This window comes from Hippea maritima DSM 10411 (assembly GCF_000194135.1).
Classification (GTDB): Bacteria; Campylobacterota_A; Desulfurellia; order Desulfurellales; family Hippeaceae; genus Hippea; species Hippea maritima.
This window is the reverse complement of record NC_015318.1, coordinates 1,046,478-1,064,151: the sequence shown is the minus strand read 5'-3', so window position 1 is coordinate 1,064,151 and position 17,674 is coordinate 1,046,478. Positions and strand designations below refer to the sequence as shown.

Sequence of the window (17,674 nt, the reverse complement as noted above, 5' to 3'; positions counted from 1 at the left end):
GTTTGAATAGATGTTAAGGGAAGTGTTGATCGGTAAGATCCACAGGGCTACTGTAACAGAGGCTGACCTGAACTATGTTGGCAGCATAACGATCGATGAGGAGTTGATGGAAGCTGCCAACATGAGGGAGTTCGAGCTTGTTCACATATGGAATATAGACAATGGGGAACGTTTTCAAACCTATACTATAAAGGGAAAACGTGGAAGTGGCGTGATATGTTTAAACGGTGCAGCTGCAAGGAAGGTGTCTGTGGGTGATAAGGTGATCATAGCTGCATTTGGCATGATGGAGGAGGAAAAACTTGAAGGTTATCAACCTAATGTTGTTATAGTCGACGATAATAATAAGATAATAGAGCAACATAGGGGTATGTAATGATAAAGGCACTCTCGCTAATGGGTCAGCTGGGTTACGGGTATAACAGGGATTCGTTTGATAGGGCTATAACTGAGGGTGTCGATTATATTGGTGTTGATGCTGGTTCTATCGACTCAGGCCCTTTCTTTTTGGGCTCTGGAAGCATGAAGGCAAACTATGAGGCAACGCGAAACGATTTAGAGCATCCTTTGATTGAAGCCTTAAGGAGAAAGATTCCGTTTATCATTGGCTCTGCTGGTTATGCAGGCGCTGATGTCCATCTTGGAAGGTTTATGGAGATAGTGGAGGATATAGCAAAAGACAACAAACTGCACTTCAGGGTTGCTGTAATCCATTCGGAGCTTGAAAAGGAGTATGTGATTTCCCTTCTAAGAAAAGGCAAGATTAAAAGTTATGAAGGAAACCCACCACTTACAGAGGAGGATCTGCTTTCCTCTTCCCATATCGTTGCACAGATGGGCGTTTCTAAGTTTATCGAAGCGCTAAAAAACGGCGCGGATCTGATTGTTGCAGGCAGGGCGACCGATGCTTCTATCTATGCAGCATATCCTCTTCTTGTTGGATATGATCCTGCTTTGGTTTGGCATATGTCCAAGATCATCGAATGCGGTGCTTTGTGCGCAAAACCTGCAAGCCCATCCGATGCGCTGTTGGGCTTTATTGATGAGGATGCGTTTTATCTAAAACCTCCCAACCCTTTAAGGACTTGCACACCGGAGTCGGCTTTGGCTCATTCGCTTTATGAGAATACGGATCCTTATGTTATAGAGGAGCCGGATGGGACGCTGTTTCTGGATAATGCTTCCTATGAGCAGTATGATGAGAAAACGGTTAAGGTTTATGGGGCAAGATGGAAGGATAGGGCAAAAAAAAGCTTCAAACTTGAGGGTGCTAAGTTTTCCGGTTATAGAACAATCGCGATAATGGGTATAAGAAACCCCGATATGATAGCTCAACTTGATGATATACTTGATGATGTTAGGAGTAGAGCAACAAGGGAGTTTGGCAGTGGGTTTAGCCTGACTTTTAGACAATACGGCAGAAACGGTGTTTTAGGCGGGCTTGAGTTTAAAAGCAATGTTTATGAGATAGGTTTGATTGTGGATGTTGTAGCCGAAGAACAGCAGTTTGCCCACAGGATTTGTTCGGTTGTTAAGGCTCACCTGCAGCATTACGATTATAAGGGTAGGATAGCAACAGGTGCTAATGTGGCTTTTCCATATTCGCCGGCTGAGGTGGATATGGGTGGTGTTTATGAGTTTAGTGTGTATCATATAGCAGAGGATGAGGCTATCGAGGATAAATTTTACATAGAGGAGATAGAGTTTTGAGGCTGAAAGAAGCTGTTAAGGTCTTAAGGAGCAAGAATGCAGGTGTGTGGCATATAACGATAGATATTGTGTTTAAGAGTGAAGAACTTTATGAAAGGGCAAAGCTTAGGCTGAATCGGGATTTTTTTAAAAAGCTTTACAAAAGGGAAGACCTGATGTATTTTGAGTGCGATGGCATTAACACGCTTAAGGTGTCGTTCTTAAGAGATGCATCAGCAGGTTCTTTGTCCGATACGGATTGTTTGGGCGCTAATTTTTATATTCCGCTTCTGGATGTAGAGATATGAGGTTTTTGGTTATTGGTAGTGGTGGTGTAGGTTTAGGGCTTTCTGCCTTTCTTTTGAAAGCAGGATGTGAGGTATGCCTGTTTTCCACAAGGAGGAGTTTTAATTCTCTAACAAATTACTTTAAAGTGGATGGAATCTTTGGAGATTTTACTTTTAAATACGGTCAGTATGATGTAATTGATAGTTTTGAAAATCTTAGGGACAAGTTTGATTGGGTTTTGATAACTACCAAAACATATGCCAATGAGGATATAGCCAGACAGCTATGTGACTTTAAAGATAAACTTGGTGGGGTTAACTTAGTTGTTGTTCAGAATGGATGGGGTAATGCTGAGAAGTTTCTAAGATGCTTTGATAAAGAAAGTGTTTTCTCGGCTCGTATAATTACAGGTTTTTACAGAAAAGCACCGAATGAGGTTGAGATTACAGTCCATGCGGATAAGATGGTTCTGGGTAATATTTTTAGAAAGGAGTTATCAGGTCAAACGCAAGAGGTTGTTGATGCTTTAAATAATGGTGGTTTTGATGCTTTAGTTTCAGAAGATGTAGATAAACACCTATGGGCTAAGTTGCTTTACAACTGTGCATTGAATCCATTGGGCGCTATCTTGAGAGTTGAATACGGCAAATTGGCTGAAAAATCCCAAACAAGAAAGATTATGGATAGGATTATAAATGAGATATTCGACGTAATGAGGGCCTATGGGTATGAAACATTTTTCAAGAATGCCAATGAATATAAAGATGTTTTCTATTCAAAGTTAGTACCTTCTACCTATTCCCATCGTTCATCTATGTTGCAGGATATAGAGAACTCTCAAAAGACAGAAATTGATTCTTTAAATGGGGTAGTTGTTGAGCTTGCCAAGAAAAAAGGTCTTGCTGCACCTTACAATGAATTTATTGTTGAACTCATTAAGGCGATAGAACCTTAACTTTTCTTGTAAATTAAGCTGTTTAATTATATATTCTCTTTCGATGAAAAGGTTCAAGCGATTTGTTATTATCTCCATAATATTTTCCCTTTTTTTACACAGTATTCTGTTTTTTTTAGTATTTCAATTTTTAAAACCTAAAAAACTTCCAACTCCTCCACTTCCAAAACAGGTATTTGTTGATATAATTAGACTGCCAAAACCAAAGATAAAAGTGCAAAAAAAGAAGCAGGAAGAACACAAAATAGCGGCAAACATCCAGCGTGAGGGTAGGGCAAGGGTTTACTCAAAAGAAGAAAAGATACCTTATGGTGAGGCTAAGCCGAGGCTGGAAAAAGTTAAGCCGCATCCAGAATCTTCAAAACAAAAGGTCAAAACCAAACCAAAGATAGCCAAAAATAAGACATCAAAGTCAAAAGCAGTGGGACTAAGCAGACCGAAAAAGAGTAATCTTGTAAAACTAAAAGGCGGCTTATTTAACGAAAAGCTTTTGTCTGATTTATCTAAACGAGGCTTTTCTTCTGGCACATCTAATCAATATAAATATAAAAATGCAAAAAAAGAAGCTACAATAAGCATAGGAACTCAAGAATTGAAATATGCATCTTATATGGCGAAACTAAAAAACAAAATTCAGGATGTTTGGGTTTATCCTCAACAGGCTATACAAACAGGCCAACAAGGGGCATTACTTATTTTATTCAGTATAGGTAAAGATGGTAGATTGGTTAGGTTAAAGCTTATACGCTCAAGCGGTTATCCTATACTTGATAATGCTGCATTGCAGGCGATTAAGGATGCTTCTCCATTTGCACCTTTGCCAAAACGGTTTGGCATAGATGTACTTAACATCTATGCCACCTTTGAGTACAGGCTAAGCAACTATTTTATTTATTGAGTTTCAAAATATGTGGCCTTAGCCTTTAGTGATTCAAAAACCGAGACCTTTGATGGTTTGCAGCTTCTGTCTTTTAGTGCTTTTTTCAATTCTTCAAATATGTATTTTGCTATCATCTCTGATGTGGGGTTTGTGCTCTTGAATGGTTCTAGTTCATTTAGGTATCTATGGTCTAGTTTAGATACTATCTCTTTTGTAAGCGATTTAAGTTCCTTAAAATCGATAGCTATATATGCTTTGTCTAATTTATCGCATAAAACGCTAACTTCTACTATGAAGTTGTGGCCATGCAAATTTTCACATGCGCCATTATAGTTGTTTAATCTGTGGGCTGCGGCAAAATCATCAGTTATAGTTATTTCAAACATTTAGGCACCCCTCGATACTCTTGAAGTGATACCCTACAAGACCGGATGGTATTTTGGGATAGAAAAAGGTTGATTTTTGTGGAACAGTTAGACCTTCCTCGGTTATCTTTACAAGCTGCTCGAAACTCATGGGTTTTAAGATGAAGCCGACTTTTGCCTCTTTTTTGTCTACCAGCTCTATGGTTTCTTCTTCGGAATGGGCATAGCCCGATACAATTTGATTTTTTATATCTTCATCAGTTAAACCTAAAATTTCTTTGTATATTATATCCTCAAATATCTTTGAATCGAGGCTTTCTAACACACCTTTTGGTTTTTCACTTTTTAGGGTTAAAGAATAAAAGCTTTTGTCTATATACATGATAAAATCTGCATTTTTATCTTTGCCTTCTTTTATGTAGAAGTATTCCTTGAGTTTTTCTTTGAATCTTTCAGGCTCATCAAGTTTTTTTATAAGCCTATGTATAGCCTCAAGACTCAAGCCTCCATCCTCAGCCTCTACAAGTAGTATCATTATATAGTCAAACCCACCTTCTCTAAGACCTTGTTTATTGTAATGCTCTTTTATCATCAGGGCCGTTTCGTATCTATGGTGTCCATCTGCAATAATGACTATCTTGTCTTTAAATGCATCTTGCATAGTTTTAATTGAATTGCTGTCTGATATTTTGAATAGTCTATGAAGTTGGTTTTCAAATGTAGCTTCAAAAAAGGGTTTTTCCTCTAAAGACTTACTTAACTCCTCTTTTATTTCTGGGCTTTTATCATATAAACCCATAATAGGACAGAAGCTTGCATTTGTGGTTGTGATGAGGTTAAATCTATCTATTTTTGGCCCTTTTAATGTTTTCTCGTGTGGTCTTATGTGTTTTCCGAATTCCTCAAGTTTTAATGCTGCAAGAAATCCTTTGAGTTGTCTTTTTTTGCCGTTGAATTCGTAATCGCATGCATAGCCGTAAAAACAACAGTTGTTATCAAAACCCAAAATACCTTCATTAAGCCAATTATTTAGGAATTCTTTTGCGTTCTCATAAACCTCTGGAAGTGTTAATTTCACCACATTGTAAGGACTCTTTTTTTTCAATTTGGCTTTATAGTTTTTGCTTATAACATCATATGGTGGTGCCATAATTGAGTTATCTCTTAAATCTTGTCTGTATAAAATGCCTCTAAAAGGGTAAATTTGTGCCATAAAAACTCCTTCAATAGATGGGGTTTAGGTTTATTAAATCAACCTTTTCTGCATAGTCTTCAATGGTAAATATATGTTTTGTTTTTGGTGTAAGTCTTTCATCGTTTGTTTTTACAATTGGTAAGTTTGTTTTGTAAATTTCTTCTTCTTTTACCCTTTCAATTGAGTAATTTAGTCTTTTTAACTTTTTAGAATCGTAAGTGTAATCGCAAAAATAGGCATAAGATGAGAAAGTCTCACTTACGACCCTGAATTTTGGACCCCCAAAAGCTGCTGCTGTAAGGTCCATAGCGTTGAGTTTATATGCTTTTACCTTTTTTGAGAAAAATAATCCCTTAAGGGTAGATATGACGACACGCAACGAGGTGTGCCTCCCAGGCCCTGCAACACAATAGATACTTTCAATATCCTCAAGGGTATTGTTAGTGTAATACAAGGCGTTGTCAATCAGCTTTATTAAGATTTCAGAAAATGTTCTACCTCCTTTTAGAAAAGAACAGTATAAAAGCTCTTTTTTGTTGAATATGGATAAATCTAAAAATGTATTGCTTCCATCTATTACCAAGCTTACCATTACTTAATTTTGCTGCTGCGGTGGCGTGAATTGAATTGGTGGAATAATCACCGGTGCAAGCCCCATCCTTAAAAGAGAATTTTGGACAAGCTCTCTAAAGTATGGCCAGCTATCTATTAATACAGTTGATTCTGAGAAGATGTTAAATATTTCATCGTCTATTGGTCCTCCAACCTGGAAGTCAAGCAGGAATGTTATATCTATTTTAACAAATACATCCTCCTCATTTTCTTTGTTTGCAATCTTTAGCGTGTAATCTTGAAAAACCCTTACAAAATTATCTGCCAGGACCTGATAATAGGAACTTTTATCTATGTATACCTTCTGAGTTTCTGGTGGAATGTCCAATTTCTCATCATCAAATTCGCATACGAGCTTCTTGGTTCTTATGTTTACCAGAGCAAGACCGTTATTGAACTGATTGTACCTTTCCTCTAAAGTAGCCATTTTTACCTCCACTATACTACACTTAAATTTCTATCTTTTTCTAAAATCTTTTTTATCCCATTTTCTGAAAAATTTACGGTTAAAAGTTGACCGTCTTTACTTAAAACCACCCCTTCTCCATATATAGAGTGCCTTATTTTATCGCCCCTTTTTAATGGTTTGTGCTTTATCTTTTCCTTTATCTCAAGTAAAAATCTCGATGGTTTTGATCTTTGATAGTCTATTCCTCTTCTTCTTGATGAGGCGTGGCTGATAAATAGGTTTGTTTTTGCTCTTGTTATAGCCACATAAAACAACCTGCGTTCTTCCTCTATATCCAACTCATCCCTCTTTAGATTCTCGTTTGGAAATAAACCCTCTTCAACCCCTACAATAAAGACAGTGTTAAACTCAAGCCCTTTGGATGCATGGATTGTCATTAATCTCACACTCTCTTTTTGTTCTTCTAGTTCATTTGAATAGTCCAAAAGGGACAAATCCTCTAAAAAGGACTCAAGGTTGTTTAAGTTGCCTGTGTTCTTTAGTTCCATGATGTTGGCTATTCTATCAAAATCGTCCGTTTGTTCAAGATGATTTTTAAGGCCACTTATTTGAATTATCTCATCTATAATCTTGTCTACGCTTTTAGCCGTGTTTATATCAAATACGCTTAGAAATTGCTTTAGTGCTTTTTCCTGCCTTGGAGTGACTTTCTTTTTTTCTATCAACCATTTTGATGCTTCAAACATCGATGTATTTAGACTGTCTTTTGCTTTGGATATAACCTCCAAAAACTTAGCACCTATGCCCCTAGGGTGTGAGCCTATAGCCCTTAAAAACGCTATATCGTCATTCGGGTTAACTAAAAGTTTTAGATATGCAATTACGTCCTTTATCTCTTTTCTTTCTAAAAACCTTTTTGAACCTATTATATTGTATGGGATGCTGTATCTTATTAAGGCTTCTTCAATTGTTCGAGACTGAAAATTTGTTCTATACAACACAGCAATGTCGTATAGGTTTTCGCCCTCTAATTTAAGTTTTTGAATTTGTTCTGCTACAAATTTAGCCTCTTCAGTTTCTGTTGCTAAATTTACTATACTTATCCTGCCTCCTATTTTGTCTGAATAAAGCCTCTTTTCTTTTCTTAGATTGTTTTTTGATATTAATGTATTTGCTATGTTTAGTATTTCTTGAGCCGAGCGGTAGTTTTTTTCAAGCTTTATGATTTTACAGTTTTCGTATTCCCTATCGAACTTTAGTATGTTGTCAATTTGAGCACCCCTGAATCCATAGATAGATTGGTCTTCATCACCAACAGCACAAACTATATTTGAGCTGTTGTAAAGTAGCCTGACAAATAGGTACTGTGGATAGTTTGTATCTTGATATTCGTCTATAAATATGTATTTAAACTTATTTGAATATTTTTTTCTTACATCTTCATTTTCTTCTAAAAGTTCTATGACCCTCAGTATTATATTATCAAAATCCACTGCGTTTGCCTTAGCAAGACTCTCCTCATACAGCCTATAAACACTCTTCAGGTATTTTTCAAATGGAGAGTTAACTTTTAAATCTTCGGGTTTTGTTAATTTTAATTTCAATGAAGAAATGGAGGAGCAGAAGGCTCTTGGTGTGTATTTTTTTGAGTCTATGTTGAGTTTCTTTAATATCTCTTTGATTAAATTTTCCTGATCCTTAGAGTCGTAAATAGTGGGCCTGAAACCTTCTTTTCTTAATATTTTTAATGCTATGGAGTGGAATGTTCCAATCCACATATCAGAAGCCTGACTACCTATGAGTTTTCCTATTCTTTCTTTCATTTCACCCGCTGCTTTGTTTGTAAAGGTCAAAGCTAAAATCTGATAGGGTTTTGCCAAGCCTTCGTTGAGTATAAATGCTATCTTGTGTGTTAGTGTCTTAGTTTTTCCACTTCCTGCACCAGCCAATATAAGTAAGTTGCAGCTGTTTTCTAAAACGGCTTGCCTCTGCTGAGGATTTAGCTCATCTATTATGTAGTTTTTCTGTTGCATCGTTATACGCCTTTATTATATCCTTTCTTGTAATTATACCTATTATTTGACCTTGGTCGTTTACAACAGGAATGGTGTTTATCTCCCTAAAGCCTATCTTATGCATAAGCGTATTTAGGTTTTCTTCCTGTGTTGTTGTTATAACATTTTTATTTGCTACATCCTCTGCCACAAGAAAATCCGCCAATTCACCTTCGCCCAAAATAGATTTGAGTACATGAAGTGTTACAATCCCTTGTAGTTTATTTGAGTTATCTATTACTGGTATATCTGTTTGTTTTGCCTCGGAAAGTATTTCAAATATTTTAGCAAGGCTTGTTGAACCTGAAACGCTAACAAAGTCCTTTTTCATCAATTCTTTTACCTTTATACCCTCAAGCACATCTCTAACGAACTCGTATTTGTGAATAGGGGAGTGAGCTCTATTTTTAACCTGGTTTCTTTCAATGCTATAACGGGTTGTCAGAAGGAAGCTTATGGCTACAACCCACATTGACGGTACTATGAGTTCGTAGTTTCCGGTAATTTCTGCAACTACTATAATAATTGAAAGCGGCGTTTTGTTTGTTGCTGCAAAAAAACCTGCCATTCCCACGATAGCAAAAGATGCGGGATTATCAACCATCATTGGGAATATGTTTTTTATCAGCCCACCAATTCCGCCCCCAATTGCCGTTCCTATAACAAGTGTAGGTGCAAATAAACCAACAGAATTACCACTTCCTAAGGTTATGGATGTTGTAAACATTCTTACTAAACCCAAAAGCAGAAGCAACTGAAAACCCGTTTTGTTTAAAAAGGCGTTCTGCATTATGCCGTATCCCATACCTGCGCTATCTGGGATAAACATGGCAAATAGGCCAACCAAAAGCCCACCCAAAGCAGTTTTTATGTAAAGTGGAGTTTTCAATTTTGAGAACATATTTGAGGATGTGTTGAATATATTGATAAAAGCTATCGCACTCAATGCGCACACAACAGCTAAAACTGTGTAGGAGGAGAATTCCCTTAGATTGTGGAATACAAGAGGCGGTGTTGAGAACATGTGAATCCAGCCAAATTTTGCTGAAAATATGGAGTAGGCAATGATTGAGGATATGGCAGCAGGTAGAAGTGCTTCATACTCAAAGTCTATGTCTTTGTATAAAACCTCAACTGCGTATATTGCAGCACCCATAGGACTCCTAAATATTGCACCAACACCACCGGCAAGCCCGGCGATCATCAGAATGCGCTTTTCTTTGTCTGTTAGTTTCAGGAAATTACCTATTTGGTAGCCAAAACCTGCACCAATCTGGGCTGCAGGCCCCTCTCTACCGCCTGCTCCACCTACACCTAATGATATAACTGATACGATAAGCTTTACAAAGGGCACCCTTTTTCTTATAGGCTGATTATTGTGATATGCCTTTACAACCTCACCAGTTCCGCCACCTTTTGTCTCCTCAGCCAAAAGATGTATGAGTAGACCACTTAAAAACCCGCCTACAGTGATGATTATAAGGAACGCTATGCGATTGAAAGGCTTGTGAATCAATGGGATTAGTGGTTCTTCGTTGGTAGGGTGGCTTAAAGGGAAGCCGGCTATGTGGTTTAGGAGTGTCACAGATGTTAAATCAAGCAATACAAAGAATAAGATAGCACCAACACCGGCTAATACACCAACAATTGATGCATATATCAACATTTTGCTAGTTTGGGAGTGTTTTAAGCCCTTTATGATAAACATCAACTCAGATAGTGCCGATACCTTCATTCTACCGTCACGCTCTTTGCAAGATTTCTTGGTTGGTCTATATCATAGCCCAAAAACAATGCCATATAATAAGCGAAAAGCTGTAGGGGAACTACGTAGATAAACGGTAAAAGCTCATAGTCTACTTCAGGCATTTTTATTGTTTCATCTACTATATCTGCCTGTTTGTCGCTGATTAATATAATTTTTCCATCCCTTGATTTTATCTCTTCGCAGTTTGATAAGCTTTTTGAATACAGCGGTTCTTTTGAATGAGCAACTACCACAGTTGGTGTGTTTTCGTCAATTAATGCTATTGGGCCGTGTTTCATCTCACCGGCTGGGTATCCTTCGGCGTGAATGTATGAAATTTCTTTAAGTTTTAGTGCGCCCTCTAAGGCTAAAGGATAGCAAAGCCCCCTACCCAAGTACAAAAAGTTCTTGTATCTATGGTATTCTTCAGCAAGTTTTTTTGCTGCTTCGACTGTATTGTTGAATGTTGTTTTTATGAGCTTTGGTATGGATAACAACATTTTAGCTTTCTTTTCTATCTGCTTTCCTTTGATTTGCCCTACATAGAAAGCAAGCATATACAAAACTGCTAATTGACTTACAAAGGCTTTTGTTGAAGCCACACTTATTTCAGGTCCCGCCAAGGTATAGATGCATGAGTCTGCCATACGTGCAATTGCGGATTCTTTGACGTTAACGATGGAGAGTGTCTTTATACCCTTTTCTTTTGCCATGCGCAGAGGTTCTTTTGTATCCGCTGTCTCACCAGATTGGGATATTGCAATAAAGAGGTTATTTTTTGAGTATATATAATTGTAATATCTAAACTCGCTGCCTATTTCAACATCCACTTTTACACCTGTGTATTTTTCTAATATTGGTTTTGCGGTTAGGCCTGCATAAAAACTTGTGCCGCAAGCCACTATGGTTATTCTATCTATGTTTTTAATAAACCCTTTATCTATGCTTATCTCATCATCAAGTAAAATTTTTCCGTTTTCTGATATCCTTGATTGAATAGTGTTTCTAACTGATTCGTCCTCTTCTGCTATTTCCTTTAGCATAAAGTGCTTATATCCGCTTTTTTGGGCTGTTTGCTTAGACCAATTTATCGTTATTGGCTCTCTTTTAACTTTTTGTCCGTCTTTATCCCAAATGGTTATACCCTTGGCTGAGATTTTTGCTGTATCCCCGTCTTCTAAGAATATGAATTCATTTGTATATTCTATCATAGCAGACACATCACTTGCTATAAATATTTGATTATCAGATAAACCTATAACAAGGGGGCTTTCATGCTTTGCAGCCATTATGAAATTCTCATCTTTTGAAATAGAAGCTATGGCGAAACTTCCCTTTAGAAGTTTAACTGTTTCTTTGAAAGCCTCTTCAAAGGTTTTGTCTTTCAAAAAGAAGTCTATTAGCAATGCTATGATTTCTGTGTCTGTCTGTGTTTTTCTTTTTAGTCCTCTTTGATTTAGGAAAACTTCAAGTTCTCTGTAGTTCTCTATTATGCCGTTATGCACAACAGAAACATTATCTGTAAAATGGGGATGAGCGTTTTCTGAACTGGGTATGCCGTGTGTTGCCCATCGTGTGTGGCCTATTCCCATTCTGGCTTTAGTGTCTATATTGCTTTCCGTTATTAACGTAATGAGATCTATTACCTTTCCTTTTGTTTTTAGGGTTTCTATTCGATGAGTAGATTTTAACGATATACCGGCAGAATCATAGCCTCTATATTCTAAAGCCTGAAGCCCTTGTAGTAGTATCTTTAAGGCCTCTTGATTTCCACAGTAGCCCACAATTCCACACATAGCCTACCTCTTATAACACCTATTTTGCATTTTTTCAAACACTCTTGTTTAGTTTTTGAATTATTTCATTGTACATTTTTATAATATCACTCCTCTTTACAACTCCCAATACCTTTGTTGGATCGTTTTTGTCTACAACCGGCACAAGGTTAATATCTTTTAGGCCTATTTTGTGCATTAGATTGTGTAGATTTTCATCTGGTGTTGTTGTAATTAATGTGGTGTTTGCTACATCATCTGCTATCAAAATAGGTGGCAATTGTTCTTGCCCAAGGAGTGATTTCAATACCCTTAAGGTAATTATGCCTTTAAGTTTGTCATTTGTATCCAATACAAGTATATCGTCGTCACTTATTGTTGAGAATATCCTAAATATCTCTTGAAGGGATGTAAAGGGGCTTACACTTGTAAATTCCTTTCTCATTATGTCCTTTATGATTACCTCCTCAAGAAGGTCTCTTTTGTATTCTAAAACATGGGCGGGTGAGTTTTTCCTGTTTTTTACCTGTTTTTCATATATTGTCCATTTTTGAGCCACTATATAACCTATTGTTGCTGTCCATATTGCAGGTACTATTAAATGATAACTGCCTGTCATTTCTGTGACCATAACGATTGTTGATAACGGTGTATTGGCTGCAGCGCTGAAAAACCCTACCATTCCAACCAACACAAACGATGCGGGTTGGCTTACCAACGATGGGGATAGATTGTGCAAGATTAAACCAATTGCTCCCCCTAAGGAACCACCTATAACCATAGAAGGTCCGAAAACACCAGCAGAGCCGCCACTTGAAATTGTTAAGGATGTTGCTATCACCTTTAATACTGCCACAAGAAGTAGAAGTTTTATCGGCGCTGTTCCATCTATAGCTTTTTGAAGCAATCCATAACCACTTGATATGGCGTCTGGCACAAATACTCCAATTACTCCAACCAAGAGTCCGCCAATAGCGGGCTTTATGTGGGGAATGAGTTTGATTTTTTTAAATAAATCTCTAACGCCGTAAAATACCTTTACATAAAAGACAGCAAAAAAGCCAACGGTTAGTGCCAAAATTGTATAAGAGATAAGCTCAAGGGGGTTTGTAAATCTAAAAACGGGTGTGAAAAATAGCGGTTTCCAGCCAAAAAAGAGAGAAAATGTGGAGTAGGCTACAATGGATGCAACAACGGTGTATATAAATACCTCGCCTTCCATTTCAGGTTCTTTGTATAAGACTTCACTTCCAAATATAGCACCAGCCATAGGTGCATGGAATATTGCACCCACACCAGCCCCCATGCCGCTTACAAGGAGTATCCTTCTCTGTCTTGCCGATAGATTGAGTCTGGATGCAAAGAATGAACCAAAACCTGCCCCTATTTGGGCTATGGGGCCTTCTCTACCACCAGAGCCTCCACTACCTAATGTTACGGCACTTGCTATCATTTTTATTATAGGAACCATAGGTCTTATTATGCCATTTTTTCTATGATAGGCATCTATCGCTCCATCTGTACCGTGACCCTCAGCTTCAGGGGCAAATGTGTAAACTAAAATTCCGGATATAAGTCCACCTACAGTTGTAATTATTACTAAAAGTATGGGGTTGAAGTTTTTGTTGAGTTTTTCAAATAGCTCAGGCTCACCCCTGGGTTCTATTATAGGGTAGCCTGCTATGTTATGAAGCACATAAACACTAAAAAAATGTGTGGCAACAAGAAATACTACCGCGCCAAATCCAGTTATTACACCGACCACACTCGCATAGAGGAGGAGTTTGCCTTCTTCTATGACATCTTTGGTCGGCTTAAAAGTTAGCATTAACTTATTTAGCATTTTTCTCCTCTTTTAGCTTCTTTTCCATAGTTTCCCTGAATTTCTTAACCCAGCCTGGCTTATTTGTTTGAGGGACCCTAGAAATGGCCAAAGCAAACTCTTCAACGTTTTTGGTCACGGTTGTGCCTGCGGCTATTAGGGCGTCGTTTCCTATCTCTACTGGTGCAACAAGCTGGACATCTGAGCCTATAAAAACCCTGTCTCCAATGATTGTTTCGTTCTTCCTGTAGCCATCGTAGTTGCAAGTAATTGTACCGCATCCTACATTGACATCCTCACCCAGTGTGGCATCACCTAAATACGTTAAATGACTTGCTTTTGTGTTTTTACCTATTTTTACCTTCTTTGTTTCTACAAAATTACCTATCCTTACGTTTTCTCCTAATTCACTTAGTGGTCTTAGATGAGCAAATGGACCAATTTCGCAGTTGCTCTTTATTAGGCTTTCTTCAATTACAGAGTATGGTTTTATGTGAACATTGTCCTTTATAACGGAGTTTTCTATAATTGATCCATTCTCTATTATGCAATTTCTGCCTACTGTGGTGTTTCCTTTTAAATGGACGTTGGGAAAAATTACAGTGTCATCGCCTATGGTTACATCATAATTTACATAGGTGTTTTCATCATCAACAAAAGTTACATTGTCAAATCTTTCTATTATTCTTTTTTGGAGTATCTTTCTTGCCTGAGAGAGTTGCTTTCTTGTATTTACACCAAGTATATTTTCACTGTCAACTCTTACTGCTTCCACCTTTTTTAGATGCTTTAAAATATCTGTTAGATAGTACTCGCCACTTATGGTGTCCATTTGAATTTTAGGTAGGGCAAGCTTGGCAGCTTTGGTATTAAATATGTAAATACCTGAATTTACCTCTTTTATCTTTTTTACTTCATCGGATGCATTTTTTTCCTCAATAATCTCAATACAGTAATTGTCCCTTACAATACGACCGTAACCTGTTGGATTCTCTAGTTCTGCTGTTAGTAGGACACACTCAAATTTTTGCCCTTCTAAAATACCTTTGGCGCTTTCTATGTCGTCTGTATTGATCAGGGGCATATCACCATTTACTACAACAAAATTTTCATCTTTTATATAGTCTATTACAGAATTTAACGCATCTGCTGTCCCCTTTTGATTTTTTTGTATATGAATTTGAGCTTGAGGAAATAGATGTTGTAATGTTTGATATGTTTCTGTGTTTGCAACTATGTGGATTTTATACCTCTTTAAAGCTTCAACCACGTAAAATATCATTGGCTTTCCGCAAATGGAATGAAAAATCTTACTGGTTTTAGATTTCATGCGTGTTGATTTACCTGCTGCCAATATTACAGCTTCCATGCTTTTTCTCCTTAATGTCTAAAATGTCTTATGCGTGTGAATAAAAGAGGTATATTGTATTCATCTGCGGCTTCTATAACCTCTTTGTCCCTTATAGAGCCACCTGGCTCAACAATGGCTTTTACTCCTGCTTTAGCCGCCTCATCGACGCTATCTCTAAATGGGAAAAATCCATCCGATGCCATAACACATCCATTTAGATCTATATTTAACTCTTTTGCCCTTGCTATGGCAAATTTAGCTGAATCCACTCTTGAGGTTTGACCACCTCCTATGGCAAGTGTTTTGCCATCTTTTGCGTATACTATTGCATTTGACTTTACGAACTTGGCTACTTTAAAAGCAAATTCAAGATCTTTGAGTTGCTGTGGATTAGGCTTAGCTTTTGATACTACTTCATAGGTAAAATCGTTTTTATAATCATTCTCTTGAATAAGATACCCGCCCAGCAGGCTTTTGATTTCATAGAATTTATAGTTTACTTTTGGTAGTTTTATTACCCTTAAGTTCTTTTTGCTTTTCAAAACTTCCAGCGCATCCTTATCAAAGTCAAACGCTACAACAACCTCATAGAACCTTTTGATTATAGCTTCAGCAGTTTCTTTGTTTAATGTTGAATTTATACCTATAATGCCACCAAATGCGCTTACTGGATCACATGCAAGGGCGTCTTCGTAGGCTTTTAATTGGTTATTTGATGTGGCTGCCCCACACGGAGTATTGTGTTTTACTATAACACAGATTGTCTGATCAAACTCTACCATCATTCTGTATACTACGTCTATATCAAGAAGATTGTTGTATGACAGTTCTTTGCCGTTTAGTTGGATAAGGTTGGATATACCATCTTTCAGAGGTGACTTAGCAAAAAAGGCCAATTGATGTGGGTTCTCACCGTATCTTAGTTGTTTTTCTATTTTGAATGGAATTGCTGTTTCTTTGAATGATAAATTACCTGACATTTTTTCTACGATTAAACCGTCATAATACGATGTCTTTGCAAACGCCTTTAAGGCATACTCCCTTCTTTTGTCTTTGTCTATTGAATCAAAATTCTCCATTACAGTCTTATAATCATCTGGATCACAAATAATAAGTACATCTTTATAATTTTTGGCTGCAGCCCTGATGAGCGTTGGCCCTCCTATATCTATATTTTCAATTAAATCCTCTTCATTATTTGTTTTTAAAGCTGTCTCTTCAAAGGGATATAGATTAACAACCACGACATCTATGGAGTATATATCAAGCTCGTTAACCGTTTGTCTATGTTCTTGGATATCTCGCCTATATAGAATGCCTCCATGAACTTTGGGATGAAGGGTTTTTACTCTACCATCCAACATTTCCTTTGCTTGTGTGTAATCCTCTACAAACTCAACATCTATCCCGTTGTCCTTTAATAGTTTTCCTGTTGAGCCTGTAGAGAGTATTAAAAATCCTTTGTTTTGCAGGAATCTGGCAAATTCAACAATGCCTTTTTTGTCTGAAACGCTTATTAGCGCAGCCTTTTTCATTGCTCCTCCCGACACTGGTTATTTAGTTGTAATGTAGTTTAATTAAAGTTCTTTGTCAAGCTGGCATTGTTGTGCTAAAATGAAATATGCGATTTATTTTAGTGACTTTAATTATAGTATTGAGTTATCCAGTTTATGGTTTTAATATTGATGAGATTGCTGTAAAACTCAATGCCAGATACAACGTGCCAGTGGAATATACGCATTATGTTTTATCCAAAGCTAAGGTGGTTGATAATGTTAGGTCATTTGTAGAGAGGGTTGCAAATTCCCCAGAGAAAACGTTTGTTTTTGGCGATTTTGTAAAGTTCTTTGTAAATAAGAGAAGGATAAAGGAAGGAGTTGAGTTTTACAAAAGCCATAGGAAGCTCTTAAACAGGGTTTATCAAGAGTTTGGGGTAGACCCATGTGTAGTTGTTGCAATTCTTAGTATTGAAACCAACTTTGGCAGAATTAAACTCACTACAAACGCACTCGATGCTCTCTATACCTTATCGCTGTATTCAAAAAGAAAGAGATATTTTTTGTCAGAACTTGAAAGTTTTATTGTTTACACTTTTAGACATAGGGTCAATCCGTTTTCTGTAAAGGGTTCGATTACCGGAGCTTTAGGTATTCCTCAGTTTATGCCTTCTAATATAGACCGCTACGGTGTTGATTTCAATGGTAATGGTTTAAATTTAAACGAAGTGGATGATGCTACAGCAAGCATTGCAAATTACCTCCTTAAGCACGGCTGGAAGAAAGATAAACCTGTAGTTAAGTTTTTATCTAATGATAGTAAGTTGTGTAGAAGGTTAAATGCAAAGAATTTGAATGGTGGCAAAGTCATTACCTTCAACTACGGTTCTGGTGTTAGATGTTTCGTTGCCTATGATAACTTTTGGGCCTTGAAAAAGTATAATGGAACAAAGAACTATGCCATGGCAGTATACGAGCTATCAGAAGAGATATGTAAGAAAATTCGCTAATTAAATCTTTATTTATGGTTGCAATA

The 17,674-nt window shown here is 37.2% G+C and carries 16 protein-coding genes; 6 read left to right on the top strand and 10 right to left on the bottom strand.

All coding sequences use genetic code 11. From position 1 onward, the window contains the following. Nucleotides 1-10 precede the first annotated feature (10 nt). The 5 genes from panD to HIPMA_RS05515 are packed head-to-tail and all read left to right on the top strand — an operon-like array spanning nt 11 to nt 3,830. Complete coding sequence (gene panD, locus HIPMA_RS05535; RefSeq protein ID WP_013682077.1) at nt 11-376, top strand: aspartate 1-decarboxylase; 366 nt, start codon at nt 11-13, stop codon at nt 374-376. Continuing rightward, on the top strand, nt 376-1,710 hold the full coding sequence (locus HIPMA_RS05530; protein ID WP_013682076.1) for an acyclic terpene utilization AtuA family protein: 1,335 nt from the start codon (nt 376-378) through the stop codon (nt 1,708-1,710). Before panD ends, HIPMA_RS05530 begins: the two co-directional genes overlap by 1 nt. Continuing rightward, the gene (locus HIPMA_RS05525) at nt 1,707-1,997 is read left to right on the top strand and encodes a DUF4387 domain-containing protein (RefSeq protein WP_013682075.1); all 291 of its coding nucleotides are present in this window, start codon (nt 1,707-1,709) and stop codon (nt 1,995-1,997) included. The genes HIPMA_RS05530 and HIPMA_RS05525 overlap by 4 nt, the downstream gene beginning before the upstream one ends. Continuing rightward, the gene (locus HIPMA_RS05520) at nt 1,994-2,932 is read left to right on the top strand and encodes a ketopantoate reductase family protein (RefSeq protein ID WP_013682074.1); all 939 of its coding nucleotides are present in this window, start codon (nt 1,994-1,996) and stop codon (nt 2,930-2,932) included. The genes HIPMA_RS05525 and HIPMA_RS05520 overlap by 4 nt, the downstream gene beginning before the upstream one ends. A 43-nt stretch (nt 2,933-2,975) precedes the next feature. After that, a complete protein-coding gene (locus HIPMA_RS05515) occupies nt 2,976-3,830 on the top strand; it encodes a cell envelope integrity TolA family protein (RefSeq protein WP_013682073.1) in 855 nt (284 codons plus the stop codon). Here HIPMA_RS05515 and queD read toward each other — a convergent pair. From queD to purH, 10 genes are read right to left on the bottom strand one after another with little or no spacing between them, the layout of a single operon-like run. Beyond that, nucleotides 3,824-4,198 (bottom strand): 6-carboxytetrahydropterin synthase QueD, encoded by a 375-nt coding sequence (gene queD / locus HIPMA_RS05510; RefSeq protein ID WP_013682072.1) that lies wholly within the window; start codon nt 4,196-4,198, stop codon nt 3,824-3,826. The two genes, HIPMA_RS05515 and queD, sit on opposite strands and share 7 nt — an antisense overlap. Beyond that, complete coding sequence (locus HIPMA_RS05505) at nt 4,191-5,390, bottom strand: DUF1015 domain-containing protein (protein ID WP_013682071.1); 1,200 nt, start codon at nt 5,388-5,390, stop codon at nt 4,191-4,193. The genes queD and HIPMA_RS05505 overlap by 8 nt, the downstream gene beginning before the upstream one ends. Nucleotides 5,391-5,400: 10 nt before the next feature. Continuing rightward, complete coding sequence (locus tag HIPMA_RS05500) at nt 5,401-5,964, bottom strand: peptidase M22 (protein WP_013682070.1); 564 nt, start codon at nt 5,962-5,964, stop codon at nt 5,401-5,403. 3 nt (nt 5,965-5,967) lie between these two features. After that, entirely contained in the window at nt 5,968-6,411 is a 444-nt protein-coding gene (locus HIPMA_RS05495; RefSeq protein WP_013682069.1) for a hypothetical protein, read from the bottom strand. Between the two features lie 11 nt (nt 6,412-6,422). Beyond that, nucleotides 6,423-8,426 carry an ATP-dependent helicase gene (locus tag HIPMA_RS05490; protein WP_013682068.1) on the bottom strand — a complete coding sequence of 668 codons (2,004 nt, stop codon included), beginning with the start codon at nt 8,424-8,426 and terminating at the stop codon, nt 6,423-6,425. Continuing rightward, nucleotides 8,398-10,182: a chloride channel protein gene (locus HIPMA_RS05485; RefSeq protein WP_013682067.1), complete on the bottom strand. Its 1,785-nt coding sequence runs from the start codon at nt 10,180-10,182 to the stop codon at nt 8,398-8,400. Before HIPMA_RS05485 ends, HIPMA_RS05490 begins: the two co-directional genes overlap by 29 nt. Next, nucleotides 10,179-11,990, bottom strand: a complete 1,812-nt coding sequence (gene glmS, locus HIPMA_RS05480; protein WP_013682066.1) for a glutamine--fructose-6-phosphate transaminase (isomerizing) — start codon at nt 11,988-11,990, stop codon at nt 10,179-10,181. Before glmS ends, HIPMA_RS05485 begins: the two co-directional genes overlap by 4 nt. Nucleotides 11,991-12,024: 34 nt before the next feature. Further along, nucleotides 12,025-13,812, bottom strand: coding sequence for a chloride channel protein (locus HIPMA_RS05475; RefSeq protein WP_013682065.1), 1,788 nt, complete (start codon nt 13,810-13,812; stop codon nt 12,025-12,027). Continuing rightward, nucleotides 13,802-15,160 carry a bifunctional UDP-N-acetylglucosamine diphosphorylase/glucosamine-1-phosphate N-acetyltransferase GlmU gene (glmU, locus tag HIPMA_RS05470; protein WP_013682064.1) on the bottom strand — a complete coding sequence of 453 codons (1,359 nt, stop codon included), beginning with the start codon at nt 15,158-15,160 and terminating at the stop codon, nt 13,802-13,804. The genes HIPMA_RS05475 and glmU overlap by 11 nt, the downstream gene beginning before the upstream one ends. A gap of 11 nt (nt 15,161-15,171) precedes the next feature. Further along, nucleotides 15,172-16,677, bottom strand: coding sequence for a bifunctional phosphoribosylaminoimidazolecarboxamide formyltransferase/IMP cyclohydrolase (gene purH / locus HIPMA_RS05465; RefSeq protein ID WP_013682063.1), 1,506 nt, complete (start codon nt 16,675-16,677; stop codon nt 15,172-15,174). A 119-nt stretch (nt 16,678-16,796) separates the two neighbouring features. Here purH and HIPMA_RS05460 point away from each other — a divergent pair, with 119 nt between their 5' ends. Continuing rightward, nucleotides 16,797-17,648, top strand: a complete 852-nt coding sequence (locus tag HIPMA_RS05460; RefSeq protein ID WP_169309471.1) for a lytic murein transglycosylase — start codon at nt 16,797-16,799, stop codon at nt 17,646-17,648. The last annotated feature ends 26 nt before the right edge of the window (nt 17,649-17,674 follow it).